This window comes from Bacteroides sp. 1_1_14 (assembly GCF_000162515.1).
In the GTDB taxonomy this organism is placed as follows: Bacteria; Bacteroidota; Bacteroidia; order Bacteroidales; family Bacteroidaceae; genus Bacteroides; species Bacteroides thetaiotaomicron.
In genome coordinates this window covers 663,167-681,011 of record NZ_GG774704.1, presented here as the reverse complement: position 1 = coordinate 681,011, position 17,845 = coordinate 663,167, and the positions used below count along the sequence as shown (strand labels likewise).

The 17,845-nt window shown below is 51.3% G+C and carries 15 protein-coding genes and 1 pseudogene; 12 read left to right on the top strand and 4 right to left on the bottom strand.

The annotated features are described in order from the left end of the window. From HMPREF9007_RS15165 to HMPREF9007_RS26070, 12 genes are all read left to right on the top strand, one after another. On the top strand, positions 1-422 hold a 422-nt coding region (locus HMPREF9007_RS15165), incomplete at its 5' end, for a methyltransferase domain-containing protein (RefSeq protein ID WP_346962711.1). Beyond that, positions 419-658 carry an aspartate/glutamate racemase family protein gene (locus HMPREF9007_RS15170; RefSeq protein ID WP_071585656.1) on the top strand — a complete coding sequence of 80 codons (240 nt, stop codon included), beginning with the start codon at positions 419-421 and terminating at the stop codon, positions 656-658. The genes HMPREF9007_RS15165 and HMPREF9007_RS15170, both read left to right, overlap by 4 nt. Before the next feature lie 156 nt (positions 659-814). Next, a complete protein-coding gene (locus tag HMPREF9007_RS15175; RefSeq protein ID WP_001255868.1) occupies positions 815-1,681 on the top strand; it encodes an aminoglycoside 6-adenylyltransferase AadE in 867 nt (288 codons plus the stop codon). Positions 1,682-2,524: 843 nt separating this feature from the next. Further along, complete coding sequence (locus tag HMPREF9007_RS15180) at positions 2,525-3,484, top strand: hypothetical protein (RefSeq protein WP_004292788.1); 960 nt, start codon at positions 2,525-2,527, stop codon at positions 3,482-3,484. Further along, complete coding sequence (locus HMPREF9007_RS15185; protein WP_004322045.1) at positions 3,481-4,245, top strand: YjbH domain-containing protein; 765 nt, start codon at positions 3,481-3,483, stop codon at positions 4,243-4,245. The genes HMPREF9007_RS15180 and HMPREF9007_RS15185 overlap by 4 nt, the downstream gene beginning before the upstream one ends. An 80-nt stretch (positions 4,246-4,325) precedes the next feature. Next, the gene (locus tag HMPREF9007_RS15190) at positions 4,326-5,528 is read left to right on the top strand and encodes a DUF2012 domain-containing protein (protein WP_004292790.1); all 1,203 of its coding nucleotides are present in this window, start codon (positions 4,326-4,328) and stop codon (positions 5,526-5,528) included. A 529-nt stretch (positions 5,529-6,057) separates the two neighbouring features. Then, complete coding sequence (locus HMPREF9007_RS27625) at positions 6,058-6,612, top strand: hypothetical protein (protein WP_032850306.1); 555 nt, start codon at positions 6,058-6,060, stop codon at positions 6,610-6,612. After that, the gene (locus HMPREF9007_RS0124905) at positions 6,551-8,374 is read left to right on the top strand and encodes a hybrid sensor histidine kinase/response regulator (protein ID WP_277754652.1); all 1,824 of its coding nucleotides are present in this window, start codon (positions 6,551-6,553) and stop codon (positions 8,372-8,374) included. Before HMPREF9007_RS27625 ends, HMPREF9007_RS0124905 begins: the two co-directional genes overlap by 62 nt. After that, positions 8,362-9,663: a sigma-54 dependent transcriptional regulator gene (locus HMPREF9007_RS15195; protein ID WP_004292796.1), complete on the top strand. Its 1,302-nt coding sequence runs from the start codon at positions 8,362-8,364 to the stop codon at positions 9,661-9,663. The genes HMPREF9007_RS0124905 and HMPREF9007_RS15195 overlap by 13 nt, the downstream gene beginning before the upstream one ends. A gap of 266 nt (positions 9,664-9,929) precedes the next feature. Then, a complete protein-coding gene (locus HMPREF9007_RS15205; RefSeq protein WP_004292800.1) occupies positions 9,930-10,565 on the top strand; it encodes an RteC domain-containing protein in 636 nt (211 codons plus the stop codon). 163 nt (positions 10,566-10,728) lie between these two features. Further along, the gene (locus tag HMPREF9007_RS15210) at positions 10,729-12,192 is read left to right on the top strand and encodes an ATP-binding protein (RefSeq protein WP_004292801.1); all 1,464 of its coding nucleotides are present in this window, start codon (positions 10,729-10,731) and stop codon (positions 12,190-12,192) included. 1 nt (position 12,193) lies between these two features. Continuing rightward, positions 12,194-13,348, top strand: a complete 1,155-nt coding sequence (locus tag HMPREF9007_RS26070) for a GNAT family N-acetyltransferase (RefSeq protein WP_004292804.1) — start codon at positions 12,194-12,196, stop codon at positions 13,346-13,348. A 100-nt stretch (positions 13,349-13,448) separates the two neighbouring features. On the opposite strand, the gene mobC is transcribed toward HMPREF9007_RS26070, so the two are convergent. The 4 genes and pseudogenes from mobC to HMPREF9007_RS27620 all read right to left on the bottom strand — a co-directional run. Beyond that, positions 13,449-15,458 carry a conjugal transfer protein MobC gene (gene mobC / locus HMPREF9007_RS15215; RefSeq protein ID WP_004292806.1) on the bottom strand — a complete coding sequence of 670 codons (2,010 nt, stop codon included), beginning with the start codon at positions 15,456-15,458 and terminating at the stop codon, positions 13,449-13,451. Positions 15,459-15,630: 172 nt separating this feature from the next. After that, positions 15,631-16,878, bottom strand: a complete 1,248-nt coding sequence (gene mobB, locus HMPREF9007_RS15220; RefSeq protein WP_004292807.1) for a conjugal transfer protein MobB — start codon at positions 16,876-16,878, stop codon at positions 15,631-15,633. After that, entirely contained in the window at positions 16,857-17,303 is a 447-nt protein-coding gene (gene mobA, locus HMPREF9007_RS15225) for a conjugal transfer protein MobA (protein WP_004292808.1), read from the bottom strand. The genes mobB and mobA overlap by 22 nt, the downstream gene beginning before the upstream one ends. Before the next feature lie 147 nt (positions 17,304-17,450). Beyond that, positions 17,451-17,845 (bottom strand): annotated as a pseudogene (locus HMPREF9007_RS27620) (hypothetical protein); the annotation flags it as partial.

Sequence of the window (17,845 nt, the reverse complement as noted above, 5' to 3'; positions counted from 1 at the left end):
TGAATGGGATTGTGTTATATCTAATTTTAGCTCTGCACTATATAGAGGACATAGTGGAAATATTTCAAAAAGTGTATAGGACATTAAAACCAGGTGGAATTTTTCTTTTTAATATCGAACACCCTGTTTTTACCGCAGGAGTTGGGCAGGATTGGATTTATACAGATGATGGGAAACCGCAATATTGGGCGATTGATAATTACTTTATAACAGGAGAACGAAATACACATTTTTTAGGATGTGATGTAGTAAAACAACATCACACACTTACACAGATTATAATGGGATTGCTGAACAATGGGTTTGAGCTTAAAGTTGTAGAGGAAGCAGAACCGCCTAAAGAGATGATGGATATTCCGGGTATGGAAGATGAACTTCGCCGCCCGATGATGTTACTTGTAAAGGCGATAGCGAAAAAATAATATCTCTATTAGGAAAACTGATATACCCCAATTTAGAGAATGGCATAGTAATTCCTAGTGATAAAGAGAAAATGATTGCACTGGCAAATAAATACATTGAAAAAGAAAATGTAGATGCACTCATTCTCGCCTGTACGGAGCTGCCACTTGCCATAAAGCCCGAAGATGTTAATGTGCCAATCGTGAATACAACCCAAGTACATATCAATGCAATTTACCAATATGCAATTCGATAAAAATAGCAAAGCCAGCCGAGCCAGTCAACGGTCAAGATGAACGGCGCATTTCATGCGCCGCCGTTGACAGCCCCGCCCGTCTTTGCTAAAGGGTAATCAAGGCGGGAAAGCCCTAAAATGGCTTCACACCTATTTCAATAATTGGAGGAGATAAAAATGAGATCAGAAAAGGAAGTTTATGATATTGTTTTGAATTTTGCAAAAACAGACAAACGCATTCGCATGGTTACTTTGGAAGGATCTAGAACAAATACAAATATTCCGCCTGATGATTTTCAGGATTTTGATATTACTTTTTTTGTTACGGATATGGACAGCTTCACAAGTGATGATAAATGGCTAGATATATTTGGTGAAAGGTTGATTCTGCAAAAGCCGGAAGATATGGAATTATTTCCAGCTGTAGAAAAGGGATTTTCATATTTAATGCTGTTTACTGATGATGTTAAGATAGATTTAACTTTGCTGCCGCTGGAACTGATAGACGAGTATTTTACATGGGATAAACTGGTAAAGTTACTGTTGGATAAAGACAACCGTATCGTAAAGCCGCCAATACCAACGGATATAGACTACCACTTGCAGAAGCCTACTCAAAGAATGTTTGACGATTGCTGTAATGAATTTTGGAATACTACAACATATGTAGTAAAGGGCTTATGCCGCAAAGAAATTCTTTTTGCTATTGACCATATGAATGATATAGTACGAAAAGAATTGCTTCGCATGATTTCCTGGCTGATTGGTATCAAACAGGGATTTCATTTCAGTTTGGGAAAAAACTATAAATTTATGAAGCAATATGTCCCAGAGGAATTGTGGGAACGACTTATGTCCACTTATAATATGGATTCCTATCCCCATATGTGGGAATCCTTTGAACAATGTATGGCATTGTTCCGGGAGGTTTCGTCAGAAGTGGCATGCCAGTTGGATTACCAGTATCCACTATATGATGAAAAAATCAGTAATTATGTGATTCGGCAAAAGAAAAAATATGGCATTGAAGATGATAACAAATAAAATTTTTTCAATCGAAAAAATTTATTTTGATTATTCAATTTTGAAAAACTGAATACCTCAAAATCAGAAAGAGCGCGGACAAGCACTTTGAGGGATTGGCCGCCTTGTCCACCCATCCAGCGGGGCGGCGGGCGGCGGTCAAGGCCGGGTGTAACCCCGTTCATTTCAGCCTTGACGGTTGCCCGCTGTCCTGCTACTTTTCCGGGAGTGTGGCCACAACTTCGGGACACTTTGTCCACAAGTCGGAGCGTAGGACGAGGGACGGGGGCTTTCATATACCTGCCGCCGTTCTCTGAAAACAGGCCGATTTTTTGCTCATTCCCATTCGCAAAAATTCAGCCTGTTTTCCTGCCGGAGCAAACGGGGTGCAAGAAGCACCGCACCCCGTTTCCTCTGTCAGCCACGCCAGCAGGTATAACACACTACACTTTGCAAGCAAAGTCGTGTGCCAAAGGGGGCACCCCTTTGGAAACCCTAGACAACAAAACAGGCGGTATGCTGCCCTCTCCGGGAGCATACCGCCGTTTGTTGTCAGCAGCCCGTTTCACGGTCTGCGTGTAGTTCCTTGTAAACTGACCTAAGGTGGAAGCTAAAACAAAGTTTTATCATGAAGGATTATATTTGGACTAATGAAAGTGTGAATAAATGATTGGGAAAAATAAACCTTTCACCTCTTTTCTGGTGAAAGACTGAAAGGCACTTTGTGCGAGTGTCGTTTCAATGTGAGCCATCTTAGAGTAAAATCAGGATGGCTCACATTGGGTTAAAAGGATGAAGAGAAACTTGCGTTTCGTAGAAAATGTGGTAAAAGGTATCAGATGAAAGATGACCGGGATATGAACTATGACATCAATTAACAATAAAACAATTACGAGCGTATATGAAAAAATGAAAGCTTACGAGAGAATAAGCAAGAAACTGTTCATTTTGCTATTCATGCTGGTCTTTTATGGGTATTCATCCATAATTGCACAGCCGTCCATACCCGCTGGTCAGGTAGATATATTTGTAGGGGCGGATTTCAACTACCGGGATTTGTTTCACAATGGGAAAATATATGAGATTTTGCTGAATCTGACTCCCGGTGTGAAATGGAACATGGGCAAGGGGTGGCAGGCGGCAGCACAGGCATTAGTGCCGGTGTATAACGACTATGGCGACCGATACAAGAAAGTACGGTTGAACATGGCGGTGTTATCTAAAGAGGCGCATTGGCGATCCCGGTGGTTCCTGAAAGCAAGCGGCGGCTTGTTCGGCAGGGAGCGGTATGGATTGGACTTGAAAGGGATGTATGTCGTAAACCGCTGGTTGGCATTGGAAGTGCAGGCTGGATTAACCGGCTATTGTTCAATGGCAGTGGACTGGGAAGCAAGTACCCCCAAACGGATTACCGCCTTGCTGGGCACCGATGTCTATCTGAACAAATGGAATACGCAGTTCCGCGCAAGGGGCGGACGTTTCCTCTATGAAGATTATGGAGCCATAGTTGAAGCCATGCGGCATTTCAACCACTGTACGGTCGGATTGTACGGCGAGTATAGCAACGAGGGCGGCAAGAATGCCGGTTTTAAGGTGGTGATGATGATACCGCCTTACAAGCGGAAACGGCGCACTGTCAATTTCCGTCCGGCTTCTAATTTCCGCCTGACATACAGTATGGAAGGTGACGCCTATGCCAACAAAATGTACACGACCGACCCGGAGGAGAACGAACGCGAGGGCTGGTTTGACCGCAATGCCCTGCAATGGGGCAGCAACACCATGAAGCCGGACTTCTCGGAAAAGGAAGGAGGGCGGAAATGAGAAGATTATTGATTGGCCTCCTTGTCGTGATGGGCTGCATTCCGATATTGAGGGCGCAAGAGTATTCGGGCGTTACCGGCATGATCCACGTGCCCACGGCGGAAATGGCGACAGAGGGAGAAGCCCGTATCGGTTTCTTCTTCCTGAATCAGGAATTTCTTCCTGACACCTACCAGTATGAAGGAGAGAAATTCAACACGACCAACCATTTTCTGGCCATCACCCCCTTCCCTTGGATAGAAATAGCGTATGTCTGTACCATACTGAAGGGGATTGACAACGATGGCCATGTCGGACATAATAAGAAAGACCGGTACTTTCACCTGAAAGTGCGTCCGCTGAAAGAAGGCAAATGGTGGCCTGCAATTGCCATAGGCACCCAGGATCCCGGCAGCAAGGTGAACGAGTCCTATGCCGAAGGCAAATATCCGGTCAACGACTACTTCCAGAATTATTATATAGCCGCCAGCAAACACGTCATGTACAGGCGGAATGAATTTGGTTTTCATTTGACCTACCGCTATTTTACATCGGATTTCAATGCCAAATGGCGGGGCATAGCCGCCGGTATCACCTATCGCCCGTCCTTTGCCAGAAACCTTCGGGCAACGATAGAATATACCGGTGACGATATCAACATCGGCGCAGACTGTTTGTTGTGGAAACACCTCTTTTTGCAGGCAACCTTGCAGAATGGGAAACATTTCACAGGTGGCCTGTGTTTCAAGTTAAACCTGTTGGGCAAGACCCACCCTGATTGAAGACACAAACAATACGGATATAACTACTAGAATACAGAATTTCAAAATAACCTAATTTAATCGTTTAATTATTTTTAGAAATGGAAAATCTTAGAAATCTATCAAGATGGGGAATGTTCGCATTCCTTAGTGTGGCTTTGTGCACCAGTTTCGTAGGGTGCAGTGACGATGATCCGGATTACAGCAACGTGACGCCGCCCACGGTGTCCGTATCGCACAGTATCAGCGGGCGTGTCACCGGCATGGACGGCAACGGCCTTTCGGCTACCGTGAGCATGAACGGCGAATCGACACAGACCGGCGCAGATGGCACGTTCACTTTTGACGATGTGGATGCCGGAAGTTATACCCTGACGGCTTCCGCTCCGGGGAAACAGTCCAAGGAAACAACCGTCACCGTTGCAGAAAGCGGAAGCGGAGCCAATGTCGTATGGAACGTGTCATTGCCCAATGAAGGCACGACCATTGAAGTAGCCGCCAACGGCGATACGGAGGCCAACGTGACTTCAGAGACCATCGAAGGCAATGACGAGGGCGCGGTCACAGTGGCTGTCACCGTACCCGAGACGGCGGAATTGCCTGCGGGAAGTTCCATCGTGGTTACCCCGCTTTACACGCTGGATGAAGCCGAAGCCAATACCCGTGCCACTTCCCGTGCTGCCGAAAGCGTCATGCTGATTGGTACAAGCGTGGCTTGCACCGATGCGAACGCCACGCTTTCAAGTCCCATCGAATTGGCTTACGATGTGGATGCGGAAGTGGCGCAATCCATCACGGCACAGAAATACGTGAACGGGCAATGGGTGGATGCAGAATATACTGTAGAAGGCGGACAAGTAATCGTGTTTGCCGACCAGTTCACTTCCTATACGTTGCTCTTTGGAGCGGATGTGACTTCTTCCTCCACAAGCACGCCGTTGGCCTTTGAACAAGACCTGTGGGACAACCTGTATGGATCGGGTGACATGACCGTTGGTTCGGCCTCGTTCACTTATCACATCGGAACGGAAATCACTTCGTCCGGGACCAGTCGGATAACCGCTTACCTGATTGAGATTCTGGCCCGCATTGCCGGCGCAGGTGTCACTACGGCTACGGGAACTTACCCCATCAATGTGACCTTGCCCGTCGGTACGGCCTTGCACGTGGCAGGTACTCAACAAGTGACCACTTTGACCGTCTCCGCATTGAACCGTTCCGTCAGTGGAAGACAATACGGTGATGTGGCAGTCGTGACAACCTCTTACAACAGAAACCATAATGGAGGGACGAGTGACAATTGATTGTTGTTTCTCACCTTGTAGACAGATATATTAAAAAGCACTGTCTGCAATTACCTGCAAGTAGTTATAATAGCCGCCCGGAATCAGGACGGCTATTTTTGTAGCTGTATCCGAAGCAGGAAAGAAATCGTAAGTTTTCGGGAACCACAGGTACAACCTTTGCATGTGAAATGGCGACTGCAACTATGAACCCAAATGTTGTAGTCGCCATTGTTTTGTTGTACCTGTATGCAAGTAGTTGCATTGTCTATCAGACTCTCTGTGCATTTTGCATTGTCTGCACTCTTGCCGGATGTTGTAATATCCGTTCGTTCGGATGCCTGCGTTACGCTTGCATAATCCCAATGACTATTTTACAATCAAACACCCGTCATGGTGCGGCTCAATTTGTTTTGAATCGTTCTAAAAAAATAATTATTCATAAACTCTGAACCGGTCGCATGGATTGTGGTTGATAATTTCTATTTTTGCCCATAAACGAGGTAGCACATTCTGATGAGAGAATGCACTACGGATAATATGACTAGCAATGAAAGTATCCTTGACACAAAAGATATATGCCGGGAACTTCCTGTTGCTGGCCGCCATAGTCGGAATGGTGGTTATCCTCTTTCGTGAGCGTAGCCGGATGCGGGAGATAGATTTCGAAGTGCATGACCTGCAATCGGTACGGAATGACATCCATGCCGCACACCTTCACATCACCGAGCTTTCCCTGCTGGGCGAGAGCCTGATCAGCCAAGAAAATGCAGATACGGCAAACTATCGCCAGAAACGGCTGTCCACAGACAGCCTGCTGCTGGCCTTGAAGCCCCGGTGCAGGCAGCATGTACGTCCCGAACAGATAGACACGCTCCGGCACCTGCTTGCCGACAAGGAAATGCACTTGTTCCGTGTCGTGGAAGCCATCGGGATACAGGATGCTGCTGACAGTCTGCTTGTCCACCATCTGCCCAAAGTGGCGGAACGTGCCACCCGCATACGCACCGTGAGGAAAAGAAGGGGACAATATACTGGGAGCGTTGGGCGCCAAGAAAACCGTCCGGGTTTTGCCTTCCGCCGGAGAACTGCACGCATTCAGTGACAGCCTGATTGCCATGCAGCAGGAAGGGACGGAGGATATGGAAACCAGTGCCGACAGCCTGTACGCCCGCAATCTGGCATTGAACGCCCGGCTGAACCACCTCATCAAGAATCTGGACAGGCAAGTGCAGGAAGCCTTCTTTCAGCGTGAGCATAAGATAATGGAAGCGCAAAGCCGTTCCACGCTCCTGCTCACCTCTACCTTGTCCACCGCCATCCTCCTTTTAATCCTGTTCCACATCGCCATCCACCGGGAAATCCGCCGCAATCATGGCGAAAAAAAGAAACGCGAAGAACTTATCGGCGAATTGCAGGCGAGCAATGAGAAGAACCGGCAATTGCTGCAATTCCGTCACAACCTGATGCAGACTGTCAGCCATGAAATGCGCACGGCCCTGACGGCGATAAGCGGCAATGCAGAACTCCTGCTCCGGGATGAAGCCCTGGAAGACCGGGTACGCCACATATTAACCGTGCGTGAATCTGCCAGCCGCATGGCTTCCATGACCACCGAGCTGCTGGAATTTTTCAGGCTGGAGATCCATAAAGAAAAGCTGCATATCCGTCCATTCCGCTCCGAGTCAATAGCAACTGTGTTGGAAACGGAGTTCGCCCCTTTGGCTGAAGCCAAAGGAATCGAATTCGTGACTGACAACCAGACGACAGAAGTGCTGGGAGGCGATAAGGAGCGCATATTGCGCATCGGAAGCAACCTGCTCTCCAATGCGGTCAAGTTTACCCGCAGCGGTCGCATTACACTCTGCACGGACTATAAGGACGGCAACTTCATCCTGTACGTGCAGGATACCGGGACGGGCATCCCGGAAGAAAAGCAGGAACAGATTTTCGCCCCCTTCGAACGTCTGGGCAATGCTGTGACTCAGGACGGCTTCGGGCTGGGCCTTGCCATTGTGACCAATCTCGTACAGCTGATGCAGGGTTCTGCTTCCGTACAGAGCAAACCTGGCATAGGAAGCCGCTTCACCGTTGTCCTGCCGCTGCCGAAAGCCGAAGAAGTACCGGAAGAAGAGAAGTCAATGGATGTCCGTCCTTCACTGGCCGGATGTTCCGTGCTGGCCATAGACAACGACCCGGTGACGCTCCGCCTGATGCGCGAGATGTACCTTCAATGTGGCGTTTCATGCGACAACTGCCTTACGTTGGCCGAGCTGACCGACAGGATACGGAGCAAGGATTATGACCTGTTGATAACAGACTTGAGAATGCCGGAAGCGAACGGCTACGAGATTCTGGAACTGCTGCGCATGTCCGACATCGGCAATTCCCGTGAACTTCCCATCGTGGCAGCTACTGCGGCCGGCTATGTATCGGAGGAGGAACTGAAAGAAGCCGGATTTTCCGGATTGCTTCCCAAGCCGTTTTCCATAGACGAACTGATGGAGGCGACACGGCACTGCATCCGTGAAAGAGGGAACCGGCAGCCGGACTTCTCCGCCCTGTTGGCTTTCGGCGACAAGCGGAAAACATTGGAGCAGCTGATTGCCGAAACGGAGAAAGAGATAGAGGAAGTCCGGAAGGCATCCGAAAGGAAAGACTTGACAGCCTTGAACAGCTGGGTACACCATTTGAGGAGCTCATGGATGGTGATACGGACGGAACGCCCCTTGCAGAAGTTGCACGAAGCCATCCACAAGGAACCGTACTCGGACGAAGAAGTCGCCTATGCAGCCCGTGCCGTGTTGGAACAAGGAGAAACCATCATAGAAGCCGCCAGAAAGGAGATGAAGAAATGGGAAAGATAATCGTAGTGGAAGACAACCTTGTGTACAGCAGGTATGTCTGCAATTTTTTGGAAGAAAACGGATACCGGACAGTCAGTACCTCCGATTGCACCGGTGCCCGGAAACTGTTTTCAATGCTGGAAGATGACGACATCGTGCTTGCCGACCTCCGGTTGCCTGACGGTGACGGCATCCTGTTGCTTGAAGAACTGCGCCGCGAGGGGAAGCACAATCCCTACGTCATCATGACGGATTATGCGGAAGTGCCTACCGCCGTGCGTTCCATGAAATCCGGAGCGGAAGACTATATCCCCAAGAAACTGCTGACCAGCCAGCTTCCCGCCATGCTCCAAGACTTGCAGAAAAGGCAGTCATTCCATGAGGAACCCCTGTTCATAAGGGAGAGCGAAGCCTACCAGAAAGTATTCGGACGTCTCCACGTCCTAGCCAAAGCCGACATCTGCGTGATGGTTCGGGGTGAGAACGGTACAGGAAAGAAACATATCGCTGAAAAGATACATGCCCAAAGCGACCGTGCGGACAAACCGTTCGTGACAGTGGACTGCGGGCTGTTATCCGAAAGTCTGGCCGCTTCCGCCTTGTTTGGGCATGAAAAAGGGGCTTTTACCGGGGCGGTCGGGCGCAAGGAAGGCTATTGGTCGGAAGCCGAGGGAGGAACGTTGTTCCTGGATGAGATAGGCAACCTTCCCCTCGGCGTACAGCAGATGCTGCTCTGCGCCATACAGGACAGGCGTTACCGTCCTGTCGGCGGCACAAAAGACAGGAAAGCCAACGTGCGCATCATCACCGCAACGAACGAGAATCTGGAAGAAGCCATATCGGAAAGGCGTTTCCGCCGGGACCTGTATTTCCGATTGAGTGAGTACACCGTGAAAGTACCCCCGCTCAGGGAATGCCCGGAAGACATCCTGCCGCTTGCTGAATTCTTCCGGGAACTTTACAACCAAGAGCATGGCAGACAGGTAAAAGGTTTCGATGCGGAGGCGAAGAAACGGTTGCTGGCCCATGACTGGCCGGGAAACGTACGGGAACTGAAACAGGCGGTCCAATCCGCCGTGCTTTTTGCCCAAGGGGAATTGGTGACGGCGGAAGAATTGAACTTGGATGAGTCCGGAAAGCCTTCCGATCCTGACATTGCCTTGAAAGGGGAATGCATGGAAAAGAAGCGGATATGCCAGGCTTTGGAAAAGGCCGGGCATAATCGGAAAGAGGCCGCCAGACTGCTGGGCATAAGCCGGAGCACGCTGTACGAGAAAATGGACCTGTATGGGATTCAGACGAAGAGGTGACATGGCAGGGGAAAGGACGAAACGGAATGGAAAAAAGCGGAAAGAAAGGGCGGTACTGTGTACGAAAAACGGACACCTGTCCGGAAGTCGGACACGGGAAGGAGGCTGCCTATTCTTCCTTAAAACAAATTTTCGTCTGCCAAGAGCTTGATTTGCAAGAAATTGCATACAAGTTCATCACCATAACATTGTAATTGGACTATCATTTGCTCCTATGGATGTATGTGCGCACATTTCATCCGAGTAAAAACAAAAATTAGGAACAAATGGAACATCTCACCTTGACGGAAACCGAGTTTTTCCGTCTGATAAGCAATCCCGACAGCCGCACCGGGTTACGCACGGCCTACGATGAGTTTACACAAAGGGTCATCCAACTCTGTCTCATCCCGCCCGAAAGCGGACATCCGGTACACGCCCTGAGCTATGCGGAAACGGAGCTGCAATACCATGAGGCCCTGCAAGGCAGGAGCCATGAGAGCGAACTGAATCTGCATGTACACAAGGCCCTTGCCTTTGTGCGCAAGATGCTACGGTTCCTTGCCCGGGAATACCATCCGTTGCCGCCCTCCCACATGTTTACCGGCGAGAAAACCGGCGCCCCTCCTTCTGATGCCCCTCCGATATGTTGGACAGGCAGCATATCCGACCTAGTGGAATTATTGTACGGGCTCGACACCCTGAAATGTATCAACGGCGGAGAAACCGGTATCCAGGAACTGATGGTCCATTTCTCCCGATTCTTCGGCATGGAGTTGAAGCCCAGTCAGTGCTACAACGCCTATGTGGATATCCGTCGTCGGAAAAATGACAGCCGTACCTATTTCTTCGACCGGGCTTCCGAAAAGCTGAACGAGCGAATCGTGAAAGACGATGAGCGGGAACGGGCACGCAAGAGATGAAAGTTTTTCTGTCTGATTCATGACCGGGAACAAGGTGTATGGGTAGAAGCCCCTTGCTCCCGGTTTCTTTTTCCTGTTCTAGCAATGACAATTTGCAAGAAAATGCTCCAAAATTTCGTATCTGTCGGTCAAATGATTATTTTTGCCCTCCAAACGATTACGCATGAATATAACCAATATAGACGACATACGCAAACTGGCCTCCGGCGATGAAGGGGGACGGACAGAATACAAGCTGATCACCGGGCAGTTGGAGCGCGGCATGGAGACACTGTGCGCCTTCCTCAACGGCGAGGGCGGTACGGTACTGTTCGGCGTGGCTGACAACGGGAAAATCACCGGTCAGGAAGTGAGCGACAAGACGAAACGGGAAATTGCGGAAGCCATCCGCCTATTCGAGCCGTTTGCCACGATAACGGTCTCATACGCAAACATTCCCGACACGGACAAACAGGTCATTGCCTTATATGCTGAGGAACAACGCTATATGCGTCCGTTCACATATAAAGGCAGGGCTTACCAGCGGATAGAAAGCGTGACGTCTGTCATGCCGCAGGACAAGTACAACCACCTGCTGATGCAAAGGGGCGGCAAATACAGTTGGGAGGCAATCCCCAACCCCGACCTGCAAATCAGCGACCTCGACGAGAATGTCATCATCGGTGCGGTACGCGCCGGAATCAACTGCGGACGCCTGCCGGAAACCACCATTCGCGAAGAAATACCCGCCATCCTTGAAAAATTCGACCTGTTGCATGACGGGAAGCTGAACAATGCCGCCGCCGTACTGTTCGGGCGCAATCTGTACGACTATCCCCAATGCCTGTTGCGAATGGCAAGGTTCAGAGGCACAAGCAAAGAGGAATTCATAGACAACCAAAGACAGCAAGGGAACATCTACGCGCTATTGGACGCTGCCATGTCGTTTTTTTTCAAGCACCTGTCCTTGTCGGGTAAAATAGAGGGGCTGTACCGTGAAGAAAAGCTGAGCATACCTTACAAGGCATTGAGGGAATGTTGCATCAACGCCTTTTGTCACAGAGCCTACCACCGTCCGGGCGGTTCGGTGGGCATCGCCATTTATGACGACCGCGTGGAAATAGAGAGCAGCGGCGCGTTCCCTCCCGACATGACCCTTGAAAAACTGCTTGGCGGACACAGTTCAGAGCCGCCCAACCTCATCATAGCCAACGTGCTTTACAAAAGCGAGTTGCTGGAAAGCTGGGGTCGCGGCATCAGCCTGATGATAGACGAGTGCCGCCGTGCCGGCATACCCGACCCGGAATTCCACACGGACGGGAGTTCCGTATGGGTGGTATTCCGCTATGAGATGGAAACGGCTGGACAAGCATCCGACAAGCATCCGACAAGTACCCGACAAGCACCCGACAAGTACCCGACAAGCATCGTCCGGCTCATTGAACTGATAGGGGAACACACTTGCTCGCTGAAAGAAATGATGGGAATGATGGAACTGAAGGACAGGGAGAATTTCTTGGGCAATTACCTTAACCCGTCTATGGAAGCCGGATTGGTGGAACCGCTCTATCCTGACCAGCCGAAACATCCCAAGCAGAAATACAGGCTCACCGAACAAGGAAAGGCTTTGCTGGAAAGGGGTGAGTAACATGGTGAAGAAGAAAAGGAAACACGGCGGACACTACTGCAAGGTATGCGGCTGCCACAAGTCCAACGAGAGCTTCTCGGGCAGAGGACACGCGCTGCACATCTGCAAGGAATGCCAGTCGCTTCCAAAGGACGAACAGGCGGACATGATGCGCTGCAACGAGGTGGAACGCGCCGCGTTCCGCTTCCCCATGAGGCGGCAGGACTGGGAACTGCTGGAAAAATATGCCAAGAAGTACAAGGACAGGGAGTCGGGAAAATTCGCGCAGGAGATGCTGGACATGAAACGGGGCGTTTTTGTGCCGGAAGAGGACGATGAAGAAGCGGATGAATGGAACAACGACATTTTTCAGGTAGCGGAAACCCCGTTTTCGGAATTGGAGGAAGACACCCGTACCGCCATGGAGGAACTACTGGAGGACAACATCAACGAGTACATGATACACAAGGACTATATCCCCGAAGGGAAGGACTTGCAGGACATAGCCGATTGGGTGTTGAAGGAAACCAATGACACGTTTTACTTGAAAGCCGTTCCCGATGACGCCTACCGCAGGCTGGTGGATGATACCGTCCGGAAGATGGTCAAGGAGTGGAAAGACGACGGCTTGGAGATAAAGACCTACGCCGAGTCGCTCACGATCATGGAAACGGAACGGCTCGTCATCCGCAAAATCACCCGCAAGGACACGGGCGCGTTGCTCGCCCTCATGGGCAAGTCGGAAGTCATGTACGCATGGGAACACGGCTTTGACAAGAAGGAGGTGCGCCAATGGGTGAACCGCCAGTTCTCCCGTTACCGCAAGGACGGCTACGGGTATTTCGCCCTTGTGTTGAAAGACGGGGGCAAACTTATCGGACAGGCCGGGCTGATGAAAAGCGTGATAAACGGGAATGAAGCGGTGGAACTCGGCTACATCCTGGACAATGCGTATTGGCACAACGGCTATGCCACGGAAGCCGCCCGAAGATGCCTGCGGTACGCTTTCGAGAAACTGGGCTTGCAAGAGGTCTATTGCAGCATCCGTCCCGAAAACACGTCCTCCATCCGTGTGGCGGAAGCCATTGCCATGAAACCTTGCGGCAGCCATACCATTATATACAATGGAAAAGAAATGCCCCATCTGCTGTATAAAACGGAGAAACCAATGCAGTAATTTTCATTTCAATTGTCAATCAACGAGAAAAGGACAATCCTTAACCCGGTCTGAACATCCAGCCAAGTTAAGGATTTTCCTTTTTTCGCCTATGGCGTTTTTACTTGCCCTGCAAGAGGTGTTGCAGTTCCGGGTCGGACTGGATGCGCTGCAACTCGTCGGCGACAATCTGCCGCACTTCCGCCTTGATGCGGTTGTAGTTCTCCTGTATCATTTCCTTCATGCGGTCGTTGCCGTCGGCATCGGTGAAGTCCGTGATGACGGGGATGGGCTTGTAAGCCTGTTCCTCGCGCTTCACCTTCTCCACGTCCACCACAATCTCGCAATGAAAGATTTTCTGCTCGATGCGCTCGTTGAAGTTGTCGGCCACCGCGCCCACGAACATGCCCTGCGTCAGCGTGGAAATCTTGCTCGCGGGTATCAGGCTCTCCATCTGCGTGTTGATGGAGGTGGACTTGTCCTCCCGGTTGATGGTGACGCTCTGCCGCTTCTGCAAGATTTTGCCGAAACGCTCGGAAAGCGTTTTGGCGGTCTCACCAACGACTTGACCCGAAAAGATGTTTCCCACCGTGTTCATCACGACCGCCGCTTCTTTGTCCCCATAATCGCGTTTCAACTGCGAAAAGTCCTGAAAGCCGAGGCAGACCGCCACCTTGTTGCTTCGGGCAGTGGCGATAAGATTATCCAATCCCTTGAAGTAAATCGTAGGCAGCTCGTCGATGATTACCGCCGACTTCAGCTTGCCCTTCTTGTTAATGAGCTTGACAATTCGGGAATTGTACAGACCCAACGCCGCGCCGTAGATGTTCTGACGGTCGGGATTATTGCCGACGCAGAGAATCTTAGGCTCATCCGGGTTGTTAATATCCAACGTAAACTCACTGTCTGACATGACCCAATAAAGCTGTGGGGAAATCATGCGCGAGAGCGGTATCTTCGCTGATGCGATTTGCCCCATCAACTGCTCGGCTGCACCTCCCTGCCAAGCGTCCATAAAGGGCGAAAGATAGTTTTCCAACTCCGGATAGCTGGTGAGAATAGGGAAAACATCCTCATAACGTCTGTTCAGCAACTCAATGGCGTGTGGGAAGGTGCAATACTTTCCATCCTGATAAATCCGTAAAAACCAGATAATACTGGCAAAAAGTATAATCGGACTCTCCACGAAGAAGTCGCCTTGCTTTTGCACCCAAGTTTTGTTCAAATTTAATAAAATGGTATAGGCACTTTCGTAGGCATCGGTGATGTCCTCCATGAAATCCGGGTGAATGGGATTGCAGCGGTGGCTCCGGCGCGGGTCGTCGAAGTTAATGACGTAGAACTTCGGCTTGACCTTGTAGCCGTCGCCGTGGTTCATCAGGTGGTTGTAAGCGATGGTGGAAAGGTCGCTGAACTTGAAGTCATAGATGTACATCGAGTAAGATTTTTCAATCATCTGCTTGATAAAGCTGTTTACCACGGCATACGACTTTCCGCTGCCCGGAGTGCCCAATACGATGGAAGCGCGGAACGGGTTTACCACGTTGATGTACCCGTCGTTCCACTTCTTCCTGTAATAGAAGCGCGTAGGCAGGTTCACCGAATACTCGTTCTCCATGAGGCGCGTCTCCTGCATGAAGCTCTCGTTTTCCACGTTGAACACGTCATCCATGAGGTTGGTGCGCAAGAGGCGGCTCATCCACGTGCCGGACATCAGGAGGCAGACATAGCCCGCCGCCATCGAAGCGGCATAGAAGGCTACGTTGGCTTCCACGGGCAGCGGCAGGGAGAGCATCCACCAGTTCAGGAAGAACAGGGCCAGCCCTGCGGCAAGCACCGTCCAAATCCTGCCCCACGTGATTTTTTCCTCCTTCACGCCCTTTGTACCCAAGCAAGAGAGAGCCAATAGCAACAGCGCAAAAAGTTTTGTGTAAAGGATATGGTGGAACAGTCCGGCGGTGCGGTCGAAATTGACCAGCACCCGGTCCACGACACCGATGTCGATGCCCCACAGCCTTACGGCTTCATACCCGTACCAATAGAGGTGGACGACCACCAGAATAATGCTCACGGCGCGGAGAAAGTCCATGATTTTCGCCAACGCCCTCAAATCGTCTTCCTGTTGTGACATAAATCTGTTTCTGTTTTTAAGTTGAACAATATGTCCGCAAGGCTTTCCCCGGACATAAGCATACCTCAAGTCCGACCTGAGCCTATCTCAAGTCCGAGGTGAGGCTACCAAAGGTCTGACCTTAGATAGCCAAAGGTCTGACCTTTGCTTGGATGCCCTGCGGACGGATAATTTATAATCCCAAACCCTTCCGGCGTTTCTTCCGCTTGCGTTTGAGTTCGCGCTCGAAGGCGGCTTCTTCCGCCTGTGCGCCCGATGCGTCGCCGCCAAGCAAGCCCAAGCCCGTGGAATGGCTCTCGCCGTGTTCCACATAGGTATGGGCTTCCGCCTGCGGTTCGTCCCGTGTAAGGGTGAACGGCATCGGCGGCGTGTCCGCATACGGCAAAGTGAAGTGCTCCTGCAAGGCGTTGGCGGAAAATTCCCTGCCCAGCCGGGAGCCGTTCAGCACACAGCCCGTGCGGTGGTCGATGAAGGTCGCCCCGTAGATGCGCCCCCCGTCCGTGTGGCGGAACACCACATCCACGCCCTTCGCTTTGAGCAGGGCGACAAATTCATCCTTGCGGTACGTCCTGTCCAATACGGCAGCGACGGTCTTGCGCGTCATGTCCGCCAGACGCTTGTCGCGGATTTGGGCATTGGGATACTCAAACCTGCGCAGCACGGCTTCATAGCCGACGGACTTCCCGATGCAGGATGCCTTGAAGGGATTGCCGACCTTGTTCCCGCCATCATCGGTGGCGGAATAGACCAGTCCGTGATACTCGCGTCCGTTCACCATGCCACGGGCTTCCTCCACAGTGACGTTGTAGAGGGAGAGCAAGGCGCGGTATTCGCCCATTGTCCGGAACTTGTAGGTAGCCATCACCGCCTTGACGGTGTTCGACACCTGACGCTTCACGTCTCCCTGCGAGGCATCCACCTTGCGCAAGGAATTGTCGTTACGGTGCTGCCTGCGGTCGGCGGGGTGCAGACCGTACTTGCGTTCCAGCTCCGTGGTGATGCGCTTGCTGCGGCGATGGATGAAATCCTTGTTCAACCGCCTGCCATTCTCGTCCACATTGACGGAGACGATATGCAGGTGGTGGCGGTTGATGTCCTCATGTTTGAAAATTAGATAAGGCTGGTCGCCGTAGCCCAGCTTCTCCAGATACTCCCGCGCGAGACTTTCCATCTCCATGTCCGTCAGGCGGTCGTCGGGATGCGGATTAAGGGAGATATGGATGACCTTGTTCCGTGTGCGGACGTTCTCCGGCATGTACCGTTTGAAATCCTGTTCGGCACGGGCGATGTCCACCCGTCCGCTGCCATCGTCGAAGACCTTGTTCCCGGCGAGCAGCTTCCCCTCGCCCTCGTTCACTTTCATGCCGTTGTAAGCCAACGCCCCGTACAGCGACGTGCCTACCGTGATTTTTGCGACCATCTTTCCTGAAACTCCCTTGAAAGTTCAACGACCTGCCGCGTGATTGCGGCCAGTTCCTTCGTGCATTGCTCCAGCTTGTAGAGCAATGCCATCGCCTTTTTCTCCGAGAAATGGCAGCGCAGCTCCTTGACCGTCTGGTTATAGTTGTTCCCCACCATGCGGTACTGCGCATGGAAAGCGGACAGCTTCGTGCAGTAGTCGAGCAGCGTCTTGTCCGTGACCAGTACCCGGAACGGCTGTCCGAAGAAGTGCGCCTTCAGGAACACCGCCCTCGCCTCCACGCCGGACTTGCCGTGCATAGCGAGGAACCTGAGCCATTCCCCGTCGTCGAAACGCACCATCACGCAGTGCGACTTGCGGCTTTCCCGTGGATGCCGCCCCCACTTGGGACTGTCAGTCCCGTTCTTTTTCTTGTTCTCGTTCATATTACAATGGATTTAGTGGTGTCACGGCATAAGCGTAGCTTCGGCAACCGCACCGCAGGTGGAAACAGGCTTCCCGACTTCGGAGAGGAAGCCCTCCCCGTGAGGGGCAAGGTCGTTTCGGGAGTAACCCGAAACCCTTTGAGTTACTCAAAGGACACCTTGCTGTGTCTTTGAGGACACAAAAATCCGTGGTAAACGGATTGGGGATAGACCTGCCATTACCCATTTATAAGGCATCGGTCGCCCGATACCTTTCTGCTGCCCAAAAGAAGGACGGAGCCGGGGTCTGCGGTGCGCGCTTTCGGCTTTGCCCTGCCGCTTGGGTGCAAAGGTAGGGTGTTTTCCAAGTCTGAAATACGGCTCAAAAACGCCACAAGCTGCCACGACAGCGCCAAATGCTGCCACGCAAGTGAAAAAAACATAGTTGCCTGCCTGTCCGTTTTCAGATTTGCGAACCGGAAGGCATTCTTGCCCGCCTGCCAGTTCACCTGCCTGCCTGTCAGTCTGCTTGCCCTTGTGCCTGCCTGCCGGCACGCTGGCAT